Here is a 16715-nt window from a genome sequence, read left to right on the forward strand (position 1 = left end):
AACCTCCGTTGCGCTATTGCGCTAATTTATTTGCATTTGAAACTTTTGAAAAAGGAGCCATTCTTAAATAGAACGTTGTACCTTTATTCCGAAGCATAAATACATTAACCATAGAATAACAGCTATTTCGTTAAATAGCAACCCTTATTCTTTAATCAGCTTAAAATTAATCGATATTTTTTTGCATATCAAGGTGCGGAATGCCGTCAACTGGGTATACTTTGCTAATTGCTTTCAATCCGAAACTTTCGTAAAAGTTTTGTAGGTAAGCTTGGGCTTGAGCAAGAATCGTGGTTGTTCCCGGATACTGCTTGGGAATTTCTGCTAACAATTTTGTGACTAGTTCTCGTCCTAAACCACCTTTTCTAGCTTCCGGAGCCACAACGACTCGACCAAAGTGAACGACTTTACCCTCTTCAGCCGGTATCAAGCGGGCATAAGCAATGATATTGCCATCAGCATCTTTCGCAAAAAAATGCTTTGAAATCAGATCATCACGATCCACTTCCTGATAGTAACAAGTTTGTTCAACGACAAAGACTTTCACACGTAGTTCATAAATTAAAAACAATTCTTTAGTGGTGAGCTCATCAAAGCTTTTTACGTCAAAATCTGCCATAATTACACCAACCCTTCTTTTTCTAGAAGTTAGTATATCATGATTGCTTTATTGTTGCGAATACAACAAAGCGTCAAATTATTGGAGGTTTTTATTTTGGGAAAATACATTGTTCATTCAACGCTTCGTCCAATCGGAAGTCAGGTCATTAACAAGCTGGGTATCCATTCTTTCCTATCAGACGAGCCGGTAGCGGCAAAGGGAACCGATGCTGCTCCCAATCCTGTACAATATCTATTGGCAGCCGTAGGGAGCTGTATGGGGGCAACTGCACGCGACATCGAAAATCGGGAAGACTCCCTAACAATCAAAAGCTTTAATGTAGACGTTCATGGTGAAACAACCACCTACGCCGATCAAAGTTCAAAAGTAACCCATATCGATATCAAAATTAAGTCTGAAACGAATTTAGATCCAGTTGACCAGCAAACATTTTTGAACGAGGTCGTTCGCCAATGTACCGTTCACTCTTCATTAGAGGGATCAGTGCCAATGGATATTTCATTTGAATAGCAACCAAAAAACGCCTGGAATTTTAATTCCAAGCGTTTTATTTTACGATTAATTCAATTTCACCTTTACGCGCCGCAAAATTAATCCCCAATAACGGCTCCGTCAAAATTTTTTGGTATTCGGAAAGAACCTCATCTGGTAGCGGTGTGTGTACACTAAGTTCCATGATGAGTGAATCTGCAGAATCCACACTCGAAAAATCAATAAACAGCCTAATCTTATTGATTACATCGTGAAAGAGCTCCGTCAGAATTGCGTTTGGCTTCCCCTCCGTGTCGGTAATCAGAATCCGGTTTATCGTCAAATTTTGATGGTCAATTGTTGTCATCTTCAAGACATCAAACAGTGTGTTCATCTAGATTCCTTCTTCCGTTTGTCCTAAGTTGTTGGCTTAATTATACACATCAATCCTCAAAGGGTCATCTATTTACTCGTTCTTTATCAAAAGCTGCAAACAATTTAACTTGAACTTTTGGAATGGGTAAGTCATTTAAATCCGTTTGGGAAACTAATTTTCCCGGGAAATTGCTTAAGTCTGGGGCCTTTTGAAGCTCAGCTCTGTAAAGCTTAATTTGCCATTTTTGATGCGTAAAGGTATGGGTCACGTCCTTCACATCAGCATCATCAAATTGAACCTTTAGCCCATACTCGTCTGCCACTATCTGATTCAAAGCCTCTACAATAGTTAATTTAGGCTGTTTCTCTAAGAATTCCGTCACCGTTTCTTCGGAAATGAGCGGAAATGCCCATAAATCAGCTAGCATCCCCTTACTTGGCCGCTTTGTCAGTAAAACGCTGGTAGCTACCTCGATGACTAAGCCAAATTTTCGCTTTAACACGGGCCGAGGCTTTTTCGTTTTAACCGGATAACTTTCCTCAACCCCATCCAAATAAGCTTGATTAAATGCTCGAACGGGTGAATGCGCCGAATCTGGATTTGCAGCACTCATGTAGGACGAGCCCAAATCCATGATTGCCTGATTAAAATCGCCGGGCCGGGTTGGTGAGACAATCGGTTGCAGAATTTCTTCAAATAGGTGCCGCGTTTGGGGCTTGGCAATGTCCGCATCAATTTCAAGCAGCCTGGCAAACACTCTAAACGCATTCCCATCGATTGCAGGCACAACTTCACCAAACGAAATACTAGCAATTGCACCAGCCGTATACGGCCCAATTCCGGCTAATTTTTGCAATCCAACCGCCGTATTAGGCCATTTACCTTCGTAATCAAACACAACTTGTTTGGCGGCTTTTTGTAAATTTCTAGCTCGTGAATAATACCCGAGTCCTTCCCACATTTTCATTAAATCATTTTCGGCCGCGTTTGCTAAAGCCTCAATCGTCGGGAATCGCTTCATAAACCGCTCATAATACGGAATCACCGTCTTAACCTGCGTTTGTTGCAACATGATTTCCGAAATCCAGACGTGATATGGGTCATGATCTTGACGCCATGGTAGATGCCGTTTTTCTTGATCGTACCAAGCTAAAAGAGTGTCTTGAAAAGCTGCTATTCTATTTTTGGACCAGTTGATCACTTATTTTCCTCCACTTTGGCTTCTAGTGTGATAATCACATCGTTTAATTGATCGTCGGCAGGATTGGTTGGCACCACTTGTTCAAGAATGTCAGAAACTAAACTCAACCCGAGGTGGACTGCATGCCTTGTTAGCTCGTCTATGGCTTCTACCAAATGATCGATGCCAACAAACGTTTCTATTAAGTAATTGCCTGCTGGAAGCTCAATTGTTTCACTCGTTTTCCGTGAGGCGCTCGTCACTTGCCTTGCTGAATCATTTGTTGTTTGCGCAAACAGCTGGCTAACATCTGCTAGGGTAACTTGTTCATCATCCGTCACCTGCTGAAAGTACCGTGTCTGTTTGGCTTCAATTACAAAGTTTTCGTTTGCAACCGGTGCGGAACTTAAGTCAATCAATCGCTGCTTCGTCTCAGTTAACGTTTGAATTTGTTGCGCTATTTCGAGGACTTTTTTCTCGAAGTAGGTTTTTAATTCGCCAACATTCCGATTTCTCTGCAATTTAATTTCCGCCGGTGAAACGCCCACGGTCATCAATTGTTGAATTAATTCAGCGATTACCAACTGTTCAACGCGATATCGTTTATTGCCATTTTTGTCCCTTTTAATTGGACTAAACAAATCAATTTCATCTAAATGGGCAAGTTCGCTTTTGGTCAAATTGACCATTTTAGCAAACTGACCCGTTGTCAATTCTCCTTTTTTCAAGGAACACCTCGTTTCCCGTGGCTACAAGCTTGACACGCCTTATTCTGTCCCCTATTATCAAACTTAGGAGAACATTCGTAAAGGGGTGGTGAAGATGCACCAACGTCGCATTTTAATGAGCATCGTATTTTTGAGTGTGAGTTTATTTATTGTGGGGTGTACCGCCGCTCCCGAAAAGCCTCAACAAAAGACTGACGATAAGGGCGTAATGACCCAAAGACAGGTCCTTAACATTTCCGAAACCAAACCATTAGACACCATTGATATTTCAAAGGCAACCGGGTTTGGTAAGCTTGCTAATTCTACTGAGGGCCTTTACCGTCAGGGCGAAAGTGGCAGCATCGATCCTGGTTTGGCAAGTAAAACGGCCATCTCTAACAATGGTAGGCGCTACACGTTCACAATTAGGAAGAATGCTCGCTGGAGTAATGGTCAAGCCATTACAGCGCAGGATTTCGTCTATTCATGGAAACGAACGCTACATTCTGAAACTAAATCTGATTATACAGATTTATTCATTGGAATCAAAAATGCTGCTGCCATTGCCCACCACCATATGTCGGTCAACCGGCTTGGCGTCAAAGCGCAGGGTAAGCGAACCTTAGTGGTAAATTTGGAACACCCAATTATCTATTTTCAATCGCTGATGGCTTACCCACTTTTTGCCCCGCAAAATGCCGAAATCATCAAAAAAAGTGGATCCCGCTTTGCATCAACTGCCAGTAACCAAGTCTATTCTGGGCCGTTCAAGCTCATTAACTGGAAAAAAGGCGACCAGTCGCGGACCCTTGTCCCTAATCCTTACTATTGGGACCGAAAGCACGTTTATCTTTCCAAAATATCAATCAGAACCATTTCGAGTCCCTCTAGGTCGCTATCTTTGTACAGGGACCGAAAATTAGATTCAGTCGAACTGATTGGCAGACAAATCAAAAATAATTTTAGACGAATGGATTATACGATTCGTCCCTACTCAATGATGATGTTTCTCTCGTATAATTTTAGGAATTCAACGGGCAGTCAACGTCAGCTACTTAATAACAAAGACTTTCGACTAGCTTTGTCCCATGCCATAGATCGAAAAAAATTAATCTATGACGGATTGCAAAATGTTTCATTAGCACCGCGTGGCTTTGTCACAACTGGCCTAAGCCGGGAAGTGAAATCGGGTGCTGATTTTGCGGGTGTCCAGCGTGCTTCAAGCACCGTAACCGGTTCAACCAAGAAGGCAAAGACTGAATGGCAGAATGCACTCAACCAACTCAATCGAAAATCAGCAACGATTAAAATTGTCGTGGTCAATTCCCAATTAAATCACCTTCTGGCAACTAACTTGAAGGAGCAGCTTGAAAATAACCTGCCGGGACTAACCATCAAATTTAATTTTGAGCCAACCACAGAAGCGGTCACTAACACCTTTAAATCAGGAAATGCCGATCTCATGATTTCTGGTTGGGGCGCCGATTTTTCGGATCCAATCTCATTTCTTCAGATTATGTCCTCGCGCAATCCCTATAATTATGGTGGCTGGACAAATAAGGAATACGACAAGCTTGTCTTATCAGCCATCAGTAATTCCGACAATGACGCTAGTCAACGTTGGAACACGATGCTAAAAGCCGATGAAATTTTGATGAAGGATCAGGGTGTGACCCCGCTTTATCAGCAAGTCCACTCATACTTAGTTAATCCGCATTTGAATGGCGTTGTCTTCAACTCAACGGGTGTGTCTGCGGATTATAAGGGCGCTTATTTTGTGAAATAAGAACCTAACACAGTACAAATAAAGGTCATGACGTGGTTGGGCGTCATGACCTTTCTCTTTACAATTTTTTATCTAATCTTACTAAATCATCAAAACTTTCTCGTTCAACAACTAGTTTTGCTTTGCCTTTTTCAACGAATACCACGGCTGGTCGCGGATTACGATTATAGTTTGAGGCCATTGAATACCCGTAAGCCCCTGTATCTAAAATGGCAATCACATCCCCAGCCTTCGTTTCAGGAAGTGGTTGATTTTGAATTAAAATATCTCCTGACTCACAATATTTTCCAGCAATTCTAACCGTTTCAACGGGTTTGGCTAATGGATTATTTGCCAGCACCGCTTCATATTCTGCCTGATAAAGCGCGGGTCGAATGTTATCACCCATTCCGCCATCCACAGCAACGTAAGGCTTGATACCGGGAACGTCTTTGCGGGAACCAATCGTATAAAGGGAATATCCAGCGGGACCCACGATTGAGCGACCGGGCTCAATCCAAATTTCAGGCGTGGCCAACTGGCGTTCAGTCGTACGAACCTTTACGGCCTTCACAATTGCGTCCACAAAGTCTTCTGGTGCAATTGGATCGTCCGTTTCAGTGTAACGAATTCCAAAACCGCCACCGACATTGATCACCTTGGGTTCGTAACCCAATTCATCATGCCAATCTGCCACGGTGTCGACCAATTTGTTGGCTGCCATGACGAACCCGTTCACTTCAAAAATCTGAGACCCAATATGTGCGTGAACGCCAAGCATGTTCATCCGTGGTTCAGCAAGAACTTGTTTCAAAGCGTCCTGCGCCTGACCAGATTTAATATCAAAACCAAACTTACTATCTTCTTGGCCAGTTTGATCGTACTCGTGCGTATGGGCAGAAATCCCAGGGGTTACACGGAGCATAACGTTTATTTCAGCTGATTTCTCTGCCAAAATTGCTGACAACAGCTTAATTTCGTGAAAGTTATCCAGCATGATGACGCCAACGTGCTGATCAACCGCCATTTCAAGCTCAGCAGTCGGCTTATTATTACCATGAAAGCTGACACTTTGCATCGGGAAATTTGCTTTCATCGCTGTGTAGAGTTCGCCGCCGGAGACAACATCAATGTGGCCATGCTCTTGCGCAATTAATTGATACATTGCAATGGTTGCGAAGGCTTTGCTGGCGTAACTAACCGCGTAATCCACCTTATTTTGTTCAAAAACGGATCTGAATCGATGAATCTGATCCCGAATTGCAGTCACGTCGTATGCTACTAATGGTGTCCCGTATTGCTTGGCCAAATCAAGGGCATCTACACCATCAATGGCTAAGTGACCCGCTTGATTTACCTGTTCCCTACTTAATTGTTCGCTCATCGTTTAACCCTCAATCTCTCTATTTGTCGGTTTCTGTTAGTCGTTGTTCCGCTAGTTTGAGTGCTTCATCACTGATGGCTGCTGAAGTAAACCGCTGCATTGGCGTAAAGCCATGGCGATCCTTAAACGCAACGGGCAAAGTCTTGATGACCGCAATTTCTAAATTATTTTCAGTTAAAAATACTTGTCCCAGTTTCTTAAATTTGCCCTTGGTATGTTTCCCAGTTCGCCAAGAATGAAAATTAAAGCCAGCCTCATCAATCACATACTGCCCGGATTGATTGGTCGTTACTGGAACGCCAATATACTGTGTTACCTCATACTTGCCCTTCACTTGATCGCCTCAAATTTTAATTATTTTACTATTATACTATTGCAAAATAAGCTTGGCGAGCTGATCTGGGCCATTTTCACCAATTGCGTGCTTCACGAACCGCTTATCGATTGCACGCGTAATTGCAGTTTCGTCTAGTGAGACGCCCGTCAATAGGTCCTGCAGCTTGTCCGCGTGCTTCCGTGAAAGGACATCGCCGTATACGGCCATTTTACTAATTTGATTATTTTCTGTCGCAAAATTAAAAACGATTGCTTTGTCATCAAAAGCTTGACGGCGATACTGACTAAATCCTGGATTGGAGCCGAAATTCCAATTATCCTGATTGTACTTTTCAGCCAACCGCTCATCAATAATCTGCCAATCTTTCTCGTTCAAATGATACGTTTCAATTTGATCTAAGCTGTCAACTTTGAAAAGCTTTAGGAGTAGCTGTTCTCGAAATTCTTCCGGAGTTAACTTCTGATAGTCAGCTGCTAAAAATGGTTTAACATTGGTGATATGACTACGGTTTGATTTAACCCACTTACCATGAATCTTTTCTTCAACGGGGTGAAGCGCGTTGCTTGCGGCGTCAATGTTCATGTCAAACATCAGGGTGCCACCAGCTGCATATCCGTCGCCGGCTTTCACCATCGTCATCCCCGTAAATTTATGATCATTAATAACCAAATCGCTCTTCCCGCGCAGAACTGCTTGTGAAGCTCCCAGCTCGTGTAAGGCATCCAAAACTGGTTGCGCGAACACGCCATAGTCGCCCCATTTGGCATTATCATCTGTTTCACCAACGACGATATTCTCAAAAATTAAGTTTCCGCGATCATGGTACACGGCACCGCCTCCGGAAGAACGGCGCACCAATTTAATCTTATTTTCGATAAGATAGGGCACGTTGACCTCAGCAAACACGTTCTGATTAACTCCAACAATGACTGCAGGATCATTAATGTACATGATTAGGCCATGGCCTGGCAGCTTTAAATCGTTAATTAAATAGTTATCGAGTGATTGATTGACGATTGGATCATAAACGGGTTTACCGTTGCGACTAGTATCAATTAAAAACATGAGTTTCCTCCTCATTAACGCGTGATTTAATACACTTAGTTTACTTTGTCACCGTATAAAAGTAAACGCTTCCCTTTCAGTAAAAATCCGTTATACTTTAGGTAATATCTTTTCACAAAGGAGTATCGCACAAATGACTAATTCACCACAACAAACTGGCTTCTGGGCAAAATTAAAATCATTCTTCACGGGTCACTCATCACGTTCGGCTGCTTTTGAGCCAACCGAAAAGGAAGGCGTCTGGTATTGGAAGAATCCGGATTCTGGAAATACGCTGGTCGGCCTGACAAAATTTGCCTATCAGGATATTGGAAACATTACGTTTGTCGTTTATCCAACAGCTGAAGATTCTATTGAAACGGATGATGACCTGGTAGAATTAGAGGGCGACAAGGCCGTTGAGAATCTAAAGGCGCCCGTTTCAGGACACATTGTCAAACGAAACCAAGACCTGATTGATAATCCAGAAAAAATTTCAGAGCAGTCAGATCGTGATAACTGGTTGATGGAAATTACTGAAAATTAAGTTAAATGATGCCAAAAAGAGGACTAAATCCAATGGATTTAGTCCTCTTTCAATAGTCAATGTTAGTTGGCAATTAGTTTTCTTTTGCTAGTTTGTCGGCTTCTTCGTCAATCGTTGCAAAACCTGACTTAGTACGCTTTTGAGGATGCTTTGAGCGTTCCTCTTCTGCTTTTTCGATCATAGCTTTACGATCTGCTTTACTTACTTTTCCTGCCATAAGCGATTCGCCTCTTTAATTTAGTTTGTGAGATAAAAACTCCACAACTCCACTGTATCACTTTTTCGGCAATGCGGCACAAATTAGCTCTAATTAAATTTTAATTAATATAGGCGTACTTATAACTCCACTGAGTTCCAGCGGTGTTATGCACAATTCCCTTTACGTCAGAACGTTGTAGGTATGACGTTTCATTTTGATAAAGAGGGGTCATCCCTTGATCTTCACTAAATAAACGACTTGCCTCAAGTAAATCTTGCCAACGTTTGCTTGGGTTATTGGCATCTTGGTCATCGGCTCTTTTGACTAATTTATCGTAGGCCTTATTACTATACTTCCCATAATTGTATGACGTTCCAGTCATTGGAATCTGGAGGAATGAGATTGGATCATTGAAATCTGCACCCCATCCAGAGATTGTAATATCAAATTGGCCCTTTTGACCGTACTGATTAGCTGTTTGCGTTGGAACGGCCTGGATATCTAAAGTAAAGCCAGGTAATACCTTTTCAAATTGTGCTTTAAGGTACTGGGTAACTGCACTCGTTGACGGATCATCATTTGCCGCAGTAATGGTCATCTTAAGCTTCTTTTCCCCAATAGCCTTCAGCCCTGATTTCCAATAGTTAGCCGCCAACTTTTCATTATGCGTCACTGTGTTTTTCACAGCTTGTCCCTTTGAGAAATTCTCGCCATTGTAGCTTGCCAACCCACTGGGAACGAATCCATTAGGCACGGTTGAACCGTCACCAAGAACCTTCTTGGTCAGTTGCTTTCTGTCTATTGCAAGAGAGAATGCACGGCGAATGTCTCGGTTATTAAGCGCCTTTCGATTCGTTGCATCAGGATCTTTGAAATTATACTTCAAATAGAAGATTTGTGAATATGGGTAAGATTTGAACTGTGCATCATCTTTGTAATTTTTAACTTGTTCACTTGAAAGTTCAGTTAAATCAAGCTTCTTTTGACGGAATAAATCTAGTCCAGTTGTTGGACTCGAAACCACTGTGAAGTTCACTTTCTGAAGCTTTACAGCTTTTTTATCCCAGTACTGATTATTTTTTACGAAGGACCATTTGTTACCAGTTCCGTTCCAGTTCTTGATCTTAAAGGGTCCGGAATAAACCATATACTGTGACTTTGTGGCGTATTTCTTACCATATTTTTCGACCACTTTTTGATTTTGGGGTGCAAATAGTGGATATGCCATCAAAATTTTAAAGTAGGCAATCGGCTTGTCCAAATGAATGACAACCGTTTTACTATCAGTTGCTTCAATGCCTAATTTATCAGGGTTCAATTTCCCTTCATTAATCTTATCTGCATTTTTGATTCCTTCAAACAGGTAAGCATATTGCGATTTTGTACTAGGGGTCAATGTGCGGCGCCATGAATAGACAAAATCTTGAGCGGTAATCTTGTCCCCGTTGCTCCATTTGGCGTTCCGAAGCTTAAATGTCCAGGTTTTACCGTCCTTTGATTCAGTTGCCGATTTCGCAAGTCCCTTTGTTGACTTCCCATTTTTACCCAAACGGAAGAAACTCTCATAGACGTTACCTGTTTGTCCATAACCCGTGGCCTTTGCCAAATCAATTGTTGGCAGTGGTGCCTCAGCACTGAGGTTCAGAACTTGTGGCTTACTTGCTGTGCTACTTTCATTACCACAAGCGGTCAGAAATGCCCCTAATCCAACAACTGCAATTGCAACTAAACTACCCTTTATCCACTTTATATTTATCATAATTAATCCCCAATTCTGACTGATTTATTTTTTATTCGCTATATGGAACCCCTCAACATCCTGCAACAACACGCTTTTTTCATAGCGTTATTCACCTCCAAGAACAAGAAAGAGACCCCCAAATACCGGCACGAACACCGACACTTGAGGGTCTCTTAGCTGCATCAATCAATTTATCCGTTGGTTACAAACGGCTAATAAATTAATTTTGAAGCACAAAAAGAGGGTCCACTTCAGCGTTAACGTACGCAAATTGTGCACAACCAAAACACATATTTTAACAACAGCATTGCATTAACATTGAAGTTTCCCCCTTTCTCTCATAATTTATTAACCTAATATTACCGACCAATTGCCTGATTGTCAATAAACAAATTTCTCGTTTGACACCTCGTTTTGAAAGCGTCATTATAAAAGGTGAAACGTTACACAAGCATTTTTATTAAATTGATTGGGGATGACCAACATGGCAGTAGACAGTATTAATAGAGAAAATGAGCTAACTTTATGGCTATTAATAAGCTCTCCAAGGCCAGTCACAACTAGTTGGATTCTCGACTACTATGACATTGATCTCAATGCACTTCATCAAGATTTGAGCGTCATTGGTGATTTCACCAAGACATTCAGACTTACTTTAAATCCGGAATTCGATCAGCTTTCGATTTTTGGCCATGAAAATGATATTCAGCAAGGGATTATGTTTATCCTGATGGATTTATATTCCCAAACAAATGGCCAGCAAGACCATCTTCCGCAAACACCTTTTGCAAAACAACGGGTCATTGCAAAAATTCATGATGGCGTTAAAAATTTAGCGGCCTTTTCTGATTTAAACGAATCCAGTCAGGTCGACATTACCAATTACCTTTGGACACTAACAATGCGTTATCATTATGGAACTGTTAAGCACGCGGCGTTCCAGCAGTTGTTCACAGATAAACAGGCCAATATGATTCAGGAGTATGATAAGTTGTTTAATTGGTCAAAGGGTATTTTGCATGATTTGGCCCAGCTTTATAAGGATTTTGAGTTTCCTGAATTGGAAGTGTATTTGCTGACGTTGAGGGTGTGGCTGAATAAGTAAGAAGTGTGATACCTTACGCCCCTTTTCGAGCACTACTCATCCGCAGGCAAAAAGTGGCCGAGACAAAACTTTTGTTTTGTCTCGGCCACATCTTTTTACTATTACTTTTCCTAATCGGGCTCCAAAAGGCAACTTCCTATGCCTAACTACGATTAACAAACAATCCAGGTACGGGATTATTCGTTAATCTAGGTTACGCTCGGAAGCTGACCGCCTTTTATCTCACCTACTCATGATCTCTGATTATAAAATTCTAAATATTGCTTTCCCGTCAACGACTCAACCGTTAGCTTAGTCACACTCGTGTTGGCCGGCTCCGGCAACGTCATTGGATCAGCTGGCTGCAAAGCGTTCAACGTAAATGCCTTAACCGTAAATCCGTGGGTCACGATTATCAGTTTCCCATCCGGATACTTCTTGGTCATACTCTTCGTAAATGCGGCAACGCGTTTTTGAACAGCCTCAAATGTTTCGCCATTCGCAAGTGGCGCATATGCTGGCAACACATCGTGCAGATGGTGGTCGAAGACTTCGGGAAACTCTGCTTCAAGATTGGCATTCTTTTGTCCATCCCACATACCATACGAAATCTCCAAAAGTCGATCGTCATAACTAACTGGCAATTTTGCCGTCCCATTAAGAATCGCTGCGGTCTCAATCGTTCGATGTAATGGACTCACAATCAATCGATCCGCAAATTGAATGTTAAATTTCGTTCGTAGATTTCGAGCTTGCTCCTTACCCCGATCATTTAAGTATGTAAATTTATCATTAATGATTCCCTGCTTGATTCCTGCCAAATTTGCATTCGTTTGGCCGTGACGAACTAGGTAAAATTCAGTCAATTAACGATCACTCCTCATTATCACTTTCTGTCATTATCTCATAACTTTATCATCTTTTTGATGTCATTTCGATTTCAACCTGTATCAACCTACTTGTCAGATTTATTTTCACATGCTATATTACAGATAATAAAGAAATCGGAGGATTTAGGCCAATGCGCATCTAATCATTTTCAACAACAGAACGATACTTTGCAACATGCTGAGTATAACCGTTTATTTAGTGTTGGGATTGATTAACTGCGTGCGGACTAAGTCTAATAGTCGGCACACGCTTACTGATAAGGTGTGCTTTTTGTATACCCTCAAATACTTAATTGATCCCTTAAAGGGGGACAACCAAATGACACAAATTAAATTAACTCATCTTAAAAAAATCGTTGCTGGCGAACCATTATTCGACGCAACGGACCTGACCGCAACCACCGGAGATGTCGTTGGAATCGTTGGTAATAACGGAACTGGTAAAACAACTTTAATGAAAATTATTGCCCAACAGGATACTGATTTTGAAGGACAGCGAATCGTTCAAGGCACCCTTTCCTTCGTCCATCAGGTGAACCCAATTACCGACAAAAGTGGTGGTCAAGAAACGATTGCCAAGATTCGTGAAGCCTTGGCGCTTAGACCAGAAATCCTAATTTTGGACGAACCAACCGCTAACTTGGATGAACAGCATCAAGACTGGCTCGTTAAGCAGGTCAACCAGGTCAACGGCTTGATATTAGTCATTTCTCATGATCGCCACTTTTTAACCCAAACTGCGACAAAGATTTGGGCAATCTCAAATGGTCAATATACCCAATTTGATGGTAATCTTGCCAACTTCGAACAACTCACCAAGCAAAATCACGCTAACCAACTTCACGAGTATCACCGACAAACTCAAAAAGAACACGACTTAAAACTCGCCGTTCAGTCTAGAAAAGAAAAGGCAGCAAGAATTAGACGTGGGAGTCGAAAAATGGGCCGAGTGGAGCTGGCCAAAACTAAATCTGCCAGAGAACAAAATGCTGGCAAAATGGAGCGTGGCGCACACGCTCTATTGAGTCGGGCGCAAAATCAAAACTCTGTTGAGAAACCATTCGAAACCTCCGCCATTAAGCTAATGGTCACTGATTTCCCCGCCTTTTCTGGTAAAACCGTCGTGAGTGCGAATGACTTAACACTAAAGCCTTATGGAAAAGCGCTTTTAACAAATGGTTCTTTTCAAATTAAGCCTGGAGAACGGGTCGCCTTAGTTGGGCCGAATGGCATCGGAAAGACAACATTGATTCAAGCCATTCTCGCAGAGCAACCTCATACGCACCTTTCTATCCACGCTAAAGTGGGTTATTTCAATCAAGACATCACTAAGTTACCGCTGAACCAAACCGTTTGGGAATTCATGAAGCGGCAAAGCGTTCTCGACGACGATCGTACCCGCCAAATGATGGGCGCATTTGGACTTAATAGTCTCTTCTATACGCGTCAAATAAGCGAGTTGAGCGGTGGTGAACGGGTAAAACTGCAGCTACTCAGTGTGTTGCTCAGTGAAAGTAACTTTCTCATTCTGGATGAGCCAACCAACTTTCTTGATGGCCAAGCACTTGATGCCTTAGCTACCTATTTGATAGCCTATCCGGGCACGGTGCTTCTCGTTTCACATGACGTGGATTTTCGTCAACGGGTCGTCAATCGAACCCTCAAATTCCAAAATCAGCAGTTGATAGATCCTCAAAAAACGGCCGTTCATGCTGCAAATCCAAGCGACCTTCCCCTGCTTCAGCTGAGGTATGATCAACTAATGACCGCTCCCGAATCTGACTCCCAAGAATTACAAAGGTTAAAAAAACAAATTGACGCCTTAAAATAAAGTTGAAATTCAATTTGACTTCAAAATGGAAATTTGTTAGATTTAGATTAGAAAGTGAAAGGGGTTCTATCATGTTTAAATTAAACAATCAAAATTTAAGTCTTGCCTCTTCCTGGTCTACATTCTCATTTATGTAGGCTAAGCTTTTTGTACCAAAAATGCCCTGCATAGATGAGTCACTCATCCAGGTAGGGCAGACAATCAAGTCTATAAATGGAGTAAATCCATGCCCTCATCGCATTTGCGGTGGGGGCTTTTAATTTAGAACGGGAGCGATTTTATGTCAGTGTATAATTTTTCAGCAGGACCAGCAGTGATGCCAAAACCAGTTATTGAGCAAATTCAAAGAGAATTACCTTCACTGAATAACTCCGGAATGAGTATTTTAGAAATCTCTCATCGAAGCCAGCAATTTGAACAAATAATGGCCGATGCAGTTGCTAACATCAAGGACCTTATGGCGATTCCCGATGATTATCACGTTCTCTTTTTGCAGGGTGGCGGTACTGGTCAATTTGCTGCCGCTCCCCTGAATCTGGCAACTAAACACCGCTCAATTGCCCTTCTTGATAGTGGTCACTGGGCTGCAAAAGCGGGTGCTGAAGCCAAAAAACTAAGGTTCCACGTCACCACTTTAGCAACAACGGAAAGTGGTAAATACCGAGAACTTCCACGCTTAAACCAAACAATTCCAGCAAACTCGTTTGATTACTTACACGTCACTATTAATAACACAATTGAGGGCACCGCTTATCACGAGGTTCCCGAATCAAATATTCCAATCGTCGGCGATATGTCATCGAACTTTTTAGGCGAACGCTATGACGTTAAAGATTTCGGGATGATATTCGCCGGCGCCCAGAAAAATCTTGGCCCAGCAGGCGTCACTATTGTCATTATCAAAGACGAGCTCATGCATCACGTCGATGGCATCCCCAGCATTTTTGATTACCAACTGAACGCGGACAAGAATTCCATGTTGAATACCCCACCTGTTTTCGCCATTTACGCTTCCGGTCTCGTCCTCAAATGGTTAAAAGAACAGGGCGGCGTCGATGAAATGGAAAAACGTAATCGTGCCAAATCAAGCAAATTTTACGACTATCTCGATCAGTCTCACCTATTTAACTGCCCGGCCTTCAAAGACGATCGTTCGTTGACCAACATCGTGTTCTCAACAACTCACGATAAATTGGATCAAGCATTCGTTGAGGAGGCAACTAACGCTGGCCTACTAAACTTGAAGGGACATCGAAGTGTTGGTGGTTTGCGTGCGAGCCTGTATAACGCGATGCCGATGGCGGGTGTCGATGCCCTCATCGATTTTCTCTATCAATTTGAAAAGGACCACAAGGAGGTCACTACCCATGTATCAAATTAAAACGTTCAACGCAATTGCCCAAGCAGGACTCGATCAATTCACGGACGACTACCAAATTAACGAATCAGAAGCACCAGATGCCTACCTCATTCGCTCGGTCAATTTGCATGAAGCGACCTTCCCTAAAAAATTAAAGGTCATTGCCCGCTGCGGCGCTGGCTTTAACAACGTCCCTTTGGATAGAACAACGCAGAATGGTATTGCGGTTTTTACAACCCCAGGCAGCAACGCCAACGCGGTTAAAGAACTGGTTATTTCTTTGTTAATTGCCAGCTCACGAAACCTATTTACCGCAGCTGCGTTTAGTGCCAAGAACAGCGGCGCCGATATTTCACTCCGAACAGAAAAAGAAAAGACTCAGTTTAATGGCACCGAGCTCGCTGGCAAAACTCTCGCAGTCATTGGTGTCGGCCACGTCGGTTCACTAGTCGCCAACGCTGCAAATACCCTGGGCATGAAAGTCATCGGCTATGATCCCTACTTATCCGCTGATGCTGCTTGGCGCATTTCAACCAAAATTCATCGGGCAAACTTACTGGAAGCAGCAATTTCAAACGCCGATTACGTGACTATTCACGTTCCCAAAAATGAGGAAACAGTCGGCATGTTTGATGAAGCCATCATTTCCCAAATGAAACCCGGTGCCGTTTTGCTGAACTACGCTCGTGGTGGAATCGTTGATTTAGATGCTGCACTTGCTGCCCTAAATCATCACCAATTGACGCAATTTCTTACCGATTTTGGCGACGACAAATTGCTCAATCGTGACGATGTTGTCATCACCCCACACATTGGTGGTTCAACTGGACAGGCCGAATCAAACGGAGCCGTTCAGGGCGCGCAAACCATCATGAACTTTCTTGAAACTGGAAATGTTCAAAACTCAGTCAACCTACCTGACATTCAAGCCCCTTTTAAAACGAGATATCGCTTAACTTTAATGCACAAAAACATCCCCAACATGGTCGGTCAAATTGCGACCCTCCTCGCCGATTCAGGAATTAACATTGAGAATATGAGTAATGCCGCAAAGGGCGACACTGCCTATACCATCATTGATGTCGACCATTTGAAAGAGGTTCAAGAAACGGAACTTAAAAGTAATTTAGCAAAAATCCCAGCCGTTTATCGCGCTAGGTTATTGAAGAAAGCTTAA

Annotated in this window: 17 protein-coding genes; 7 read left to right on the top strand and 10 right to left on the bottom strand. The window is 42.4% G+C overall.

Features of this window, described 5'->3' with window-relative positions; translation table 11 throughout:
- Window positions 1–166 precede the first annotated feature (166 nt).
- Window positions 167–619, bottom strand: a complete 453-nt coding sequence (locus FD44_RS04010; RefSeq protein ID WP_010619362.1) for a GNAT family N-acetyltransferase — start codon at window positions 617–619, stop codon at window positions 167–169.
- Between the two features lie 96 nt (window positions 620–715).
- Here FD44_RS04010 and FD44_RS04015 point away from each other — a divergent pair, with 96 nt between their 5' ends.
- Complete coding sequence (locus tag FD44_RS04015; protein ID WP_029327511.1) at window positions 716–1132, top strand: OsmC family protein; 417 nt, start codon at window positions 716–718, stop codon at window positions 1130–1132.
- 37 nt (window positions 1133–1169) lie between these two features.
- Here FD44_RS04015 and FD44_RS04020 read toward each other — a convergent pair whose 3' ends face one another.
- The 3 genes from FD44_RS04020 to FD44_RS04030 form a co-directional block, all read right to left on the bottom strand.
- Window positions 1170–1487, bottom strand: coding sequence for a hypothetical protein (locus FD44_RS04020; protein ID WP_010619360.1), 318 nt, complete (start codon window positions 1485–1487; stop codon window positions 1170–1172).
- A 64-nt stretch (window positions 1488–1551) separates the two neighbouring features.
- Window positions 1552–2670, bottom strand: coding sequence for an A/G-specific adenine glycosylase (gene mutY / locus FD44_RS04025; RefSeq protein WP_010619359.1), 1119 nt, complete (start codon window positions 2668–2670; stop codon window positions 1552–1554).
- Window positions 2667–3377, bottom strand: a complete 711-nt coding sequence (locus tag FD44_RS04030; protein WP_010619358.1) for a MerR family transcriptional regulator — start codon at window positions 3375–3377, stop codon at window positions 2667–2669. The genes mutY and FD44_RS04030 overlap by 4 nt, the downstream gene beginning before the upstream one ends.
- A gap of 94 nt (window positions 3378–3471) precedes the next feature.
- On the opposite strand from FD44_RS04030, the gene FD44_RS04035 reads away from it, so the two are divergent.
- Window positions 3472–5142 (top strand): peptide ABC transporter substrate-binding protein, encoded by a 1671-nt coding sequence (locus tag FD44_RS04035; RefSeq protein WP_010619357.1) that lies wholly within the window; start codon window positions 3472–3474, stop codon window positions 5140–5142.
- A gap of 58 nt (window positions 5143–5200) precedes the next feature.
- On the opposite strand, the gene lysA is transcribed toward FD44_RS04035, so the two are convergent.
- The 3 genes from lysA to FD44_RS04050 are packed head-to-tail and all read right to left on the bottom strand — an operon-like array spanning window position 5201 to window position 7907.
- Complete coding sequence (gene lysA, locus FD44_RS04040) at window positions 5201–6505, bottom strand: diaminopimelate decarboxylase (protein WP_010619356.1); 1305 nt, start codon at window positions 6503–6505, stop codon at window positions 5201–5203.
- Window positions 6506–6524: 19 nt separating this feature from the next.
- The gene (locus FD44_RS04045) at window positions 6525–6839 is read right to left on the bottom strand and encodes a DUF7671 family protein (RefSeq protein ID WP_010619355.1); all 315 of its coding nucleotides are present in this window, start codon (window positions 6837–6839) and stop codon (window positions 6525–6527) included.
- 36 nt (window positions 6840–6875) lie between these two features.
- The gene (locus FD44_RS04050) at window positions 6876–7907 is read right to left on the bottom strand and encodes a lipoate--protein ligase (protein ID WP_010619354.1); all 1032 of its coding nucleotides are present in this window, start codon (window positions 7905–7907) and stop codon (window positions 6876–6878) included.
- Window positions 7908–8040: 133 nt separating this feature from the next.
- On the opposite strand from FD44_RS04050, the gene FD44_RS04055 reads away from it, so the two are divergent.
- Window positions 8041–8433 (top strand): glycine cleavage system H family protein, encoded by a 393-nt coding sequence (locus FD44_RS04055; protein WP_010619353.1) that lies wholly within the window; start codon window positions 8041–8043, stop codon window positions 8431–8433.
- A gap of 73 nt (window positions 8434–8506) precedes the next feature.
- On the opposite strand, the gene FD44_RS10615 is transcribed toward FD44_RS04055, so the two are convergent.
- Window positions 8507–8650, bottom strand: coding sequence for a hypothetical protein (locus tag FD44_RS10615; protein WP_010619352.1), 144 nt, complete (start codon window positions 8648–8650; stop codon window positions 8507–8509).
- A gap of 100 nt (window positions 8651–8750) precedes the next feature.
- Complete coding sequence (locus tag FD44_RS04060; RefSeq protein WP_010619351.1) at window positions 8751–10391, bottom strand: peptide ABC transporter substrate-binding protein; 1641 nt, start codon at window positions 10389–10391, stop codon at window positions 8751–8753.
- 466 nt (window positions 10392–10857) lie between these two features.
- Here FD44_RS04060 and FD44_RS04065 point away from each other — a divergent pair, with 466 nt between their 5' ends.
- Window positions 10858–11478, top strand: coding sequence for a hypothetical protein (locus FD44_RS04065; protein WP_010619350.1), 621 nt, complete (start codon window positions 10858–10860; stop codon window positions 11476–11478).
- Window positions 11479–11708: 230 nt separating this feature from the next.
- Here the strand turns inward: FD44_RS04065 and FD44_RS04070 are convergent, their stop codons facing one another.
- A complete protein-coding gene (locus FD44_RS04070) occupies window positions 11709–12323 on the bottom strand; it encodes a histidine phosphatase family protein (protein ID WP_010619349.1) in 615 nt (204 codons plus the stop codon).
- Between the two features lie 343 nt (window positions 12324–12666).
- On the opposite strand from FD44_RS04070, the gene FD44_RS04075 reads away from it, so the two are divergent.
- The 3 genes from FD44_RS04075 to FD44_RS04085 all read left to right on the top strand — a co-directional run bounded on the left by FD44_RS04075 (window position 12667) and on the right by FD44_RS04085 (window position 16715).
- Window positions 12667–14178 carry an ATP-binding cassette domain-containing protein gene (locus FD44_RS04075; RefSeq protein ID WP_010619348.1) on the top strand — a complete coding sequence of 504 codons (1512 nt, stop codon included), beginning with the start codon at window positions 12667–12669 and terminating at the stop codon, window positions 14176–14178.
- A 280-nt stretch (window positions 14179–14458) separates the two neighbouring features.
- Entirely contained in the window at window positions 14459–15559 is a 1101-nt protein-coding gene (serC, locus tag FD44_RS04080) for a 3-phosphoserine/phosphohydroxythreonine transaminase (RefSeq protein ID WP_010619347.1), read from the top strand.
- Window positions 15546–16715, top strand: a complete 1170-nt coding sequence (locus FD44_RS04085) for a phosphoglycerate dehydrogenase (RefSeq protein WP_010619346.1) — start codon at window positions 15546–15548, stop codon at window positions 16713–16715. Before serC ends, FD44_RS04085 begins: the two co-directional genes overlap by 14 nt.

This window comes from Secundilactobacillus malefermentans DSM 5705 = KCTC 3548 (assembly GCF_001436395.1).
Classification (GTDB): Bacteria; Bacillota; Bacilli; order Lactobacillales; family Lactobacillaceae; genus Secundilactobacillus; species Secundilactobacillus malefermentans.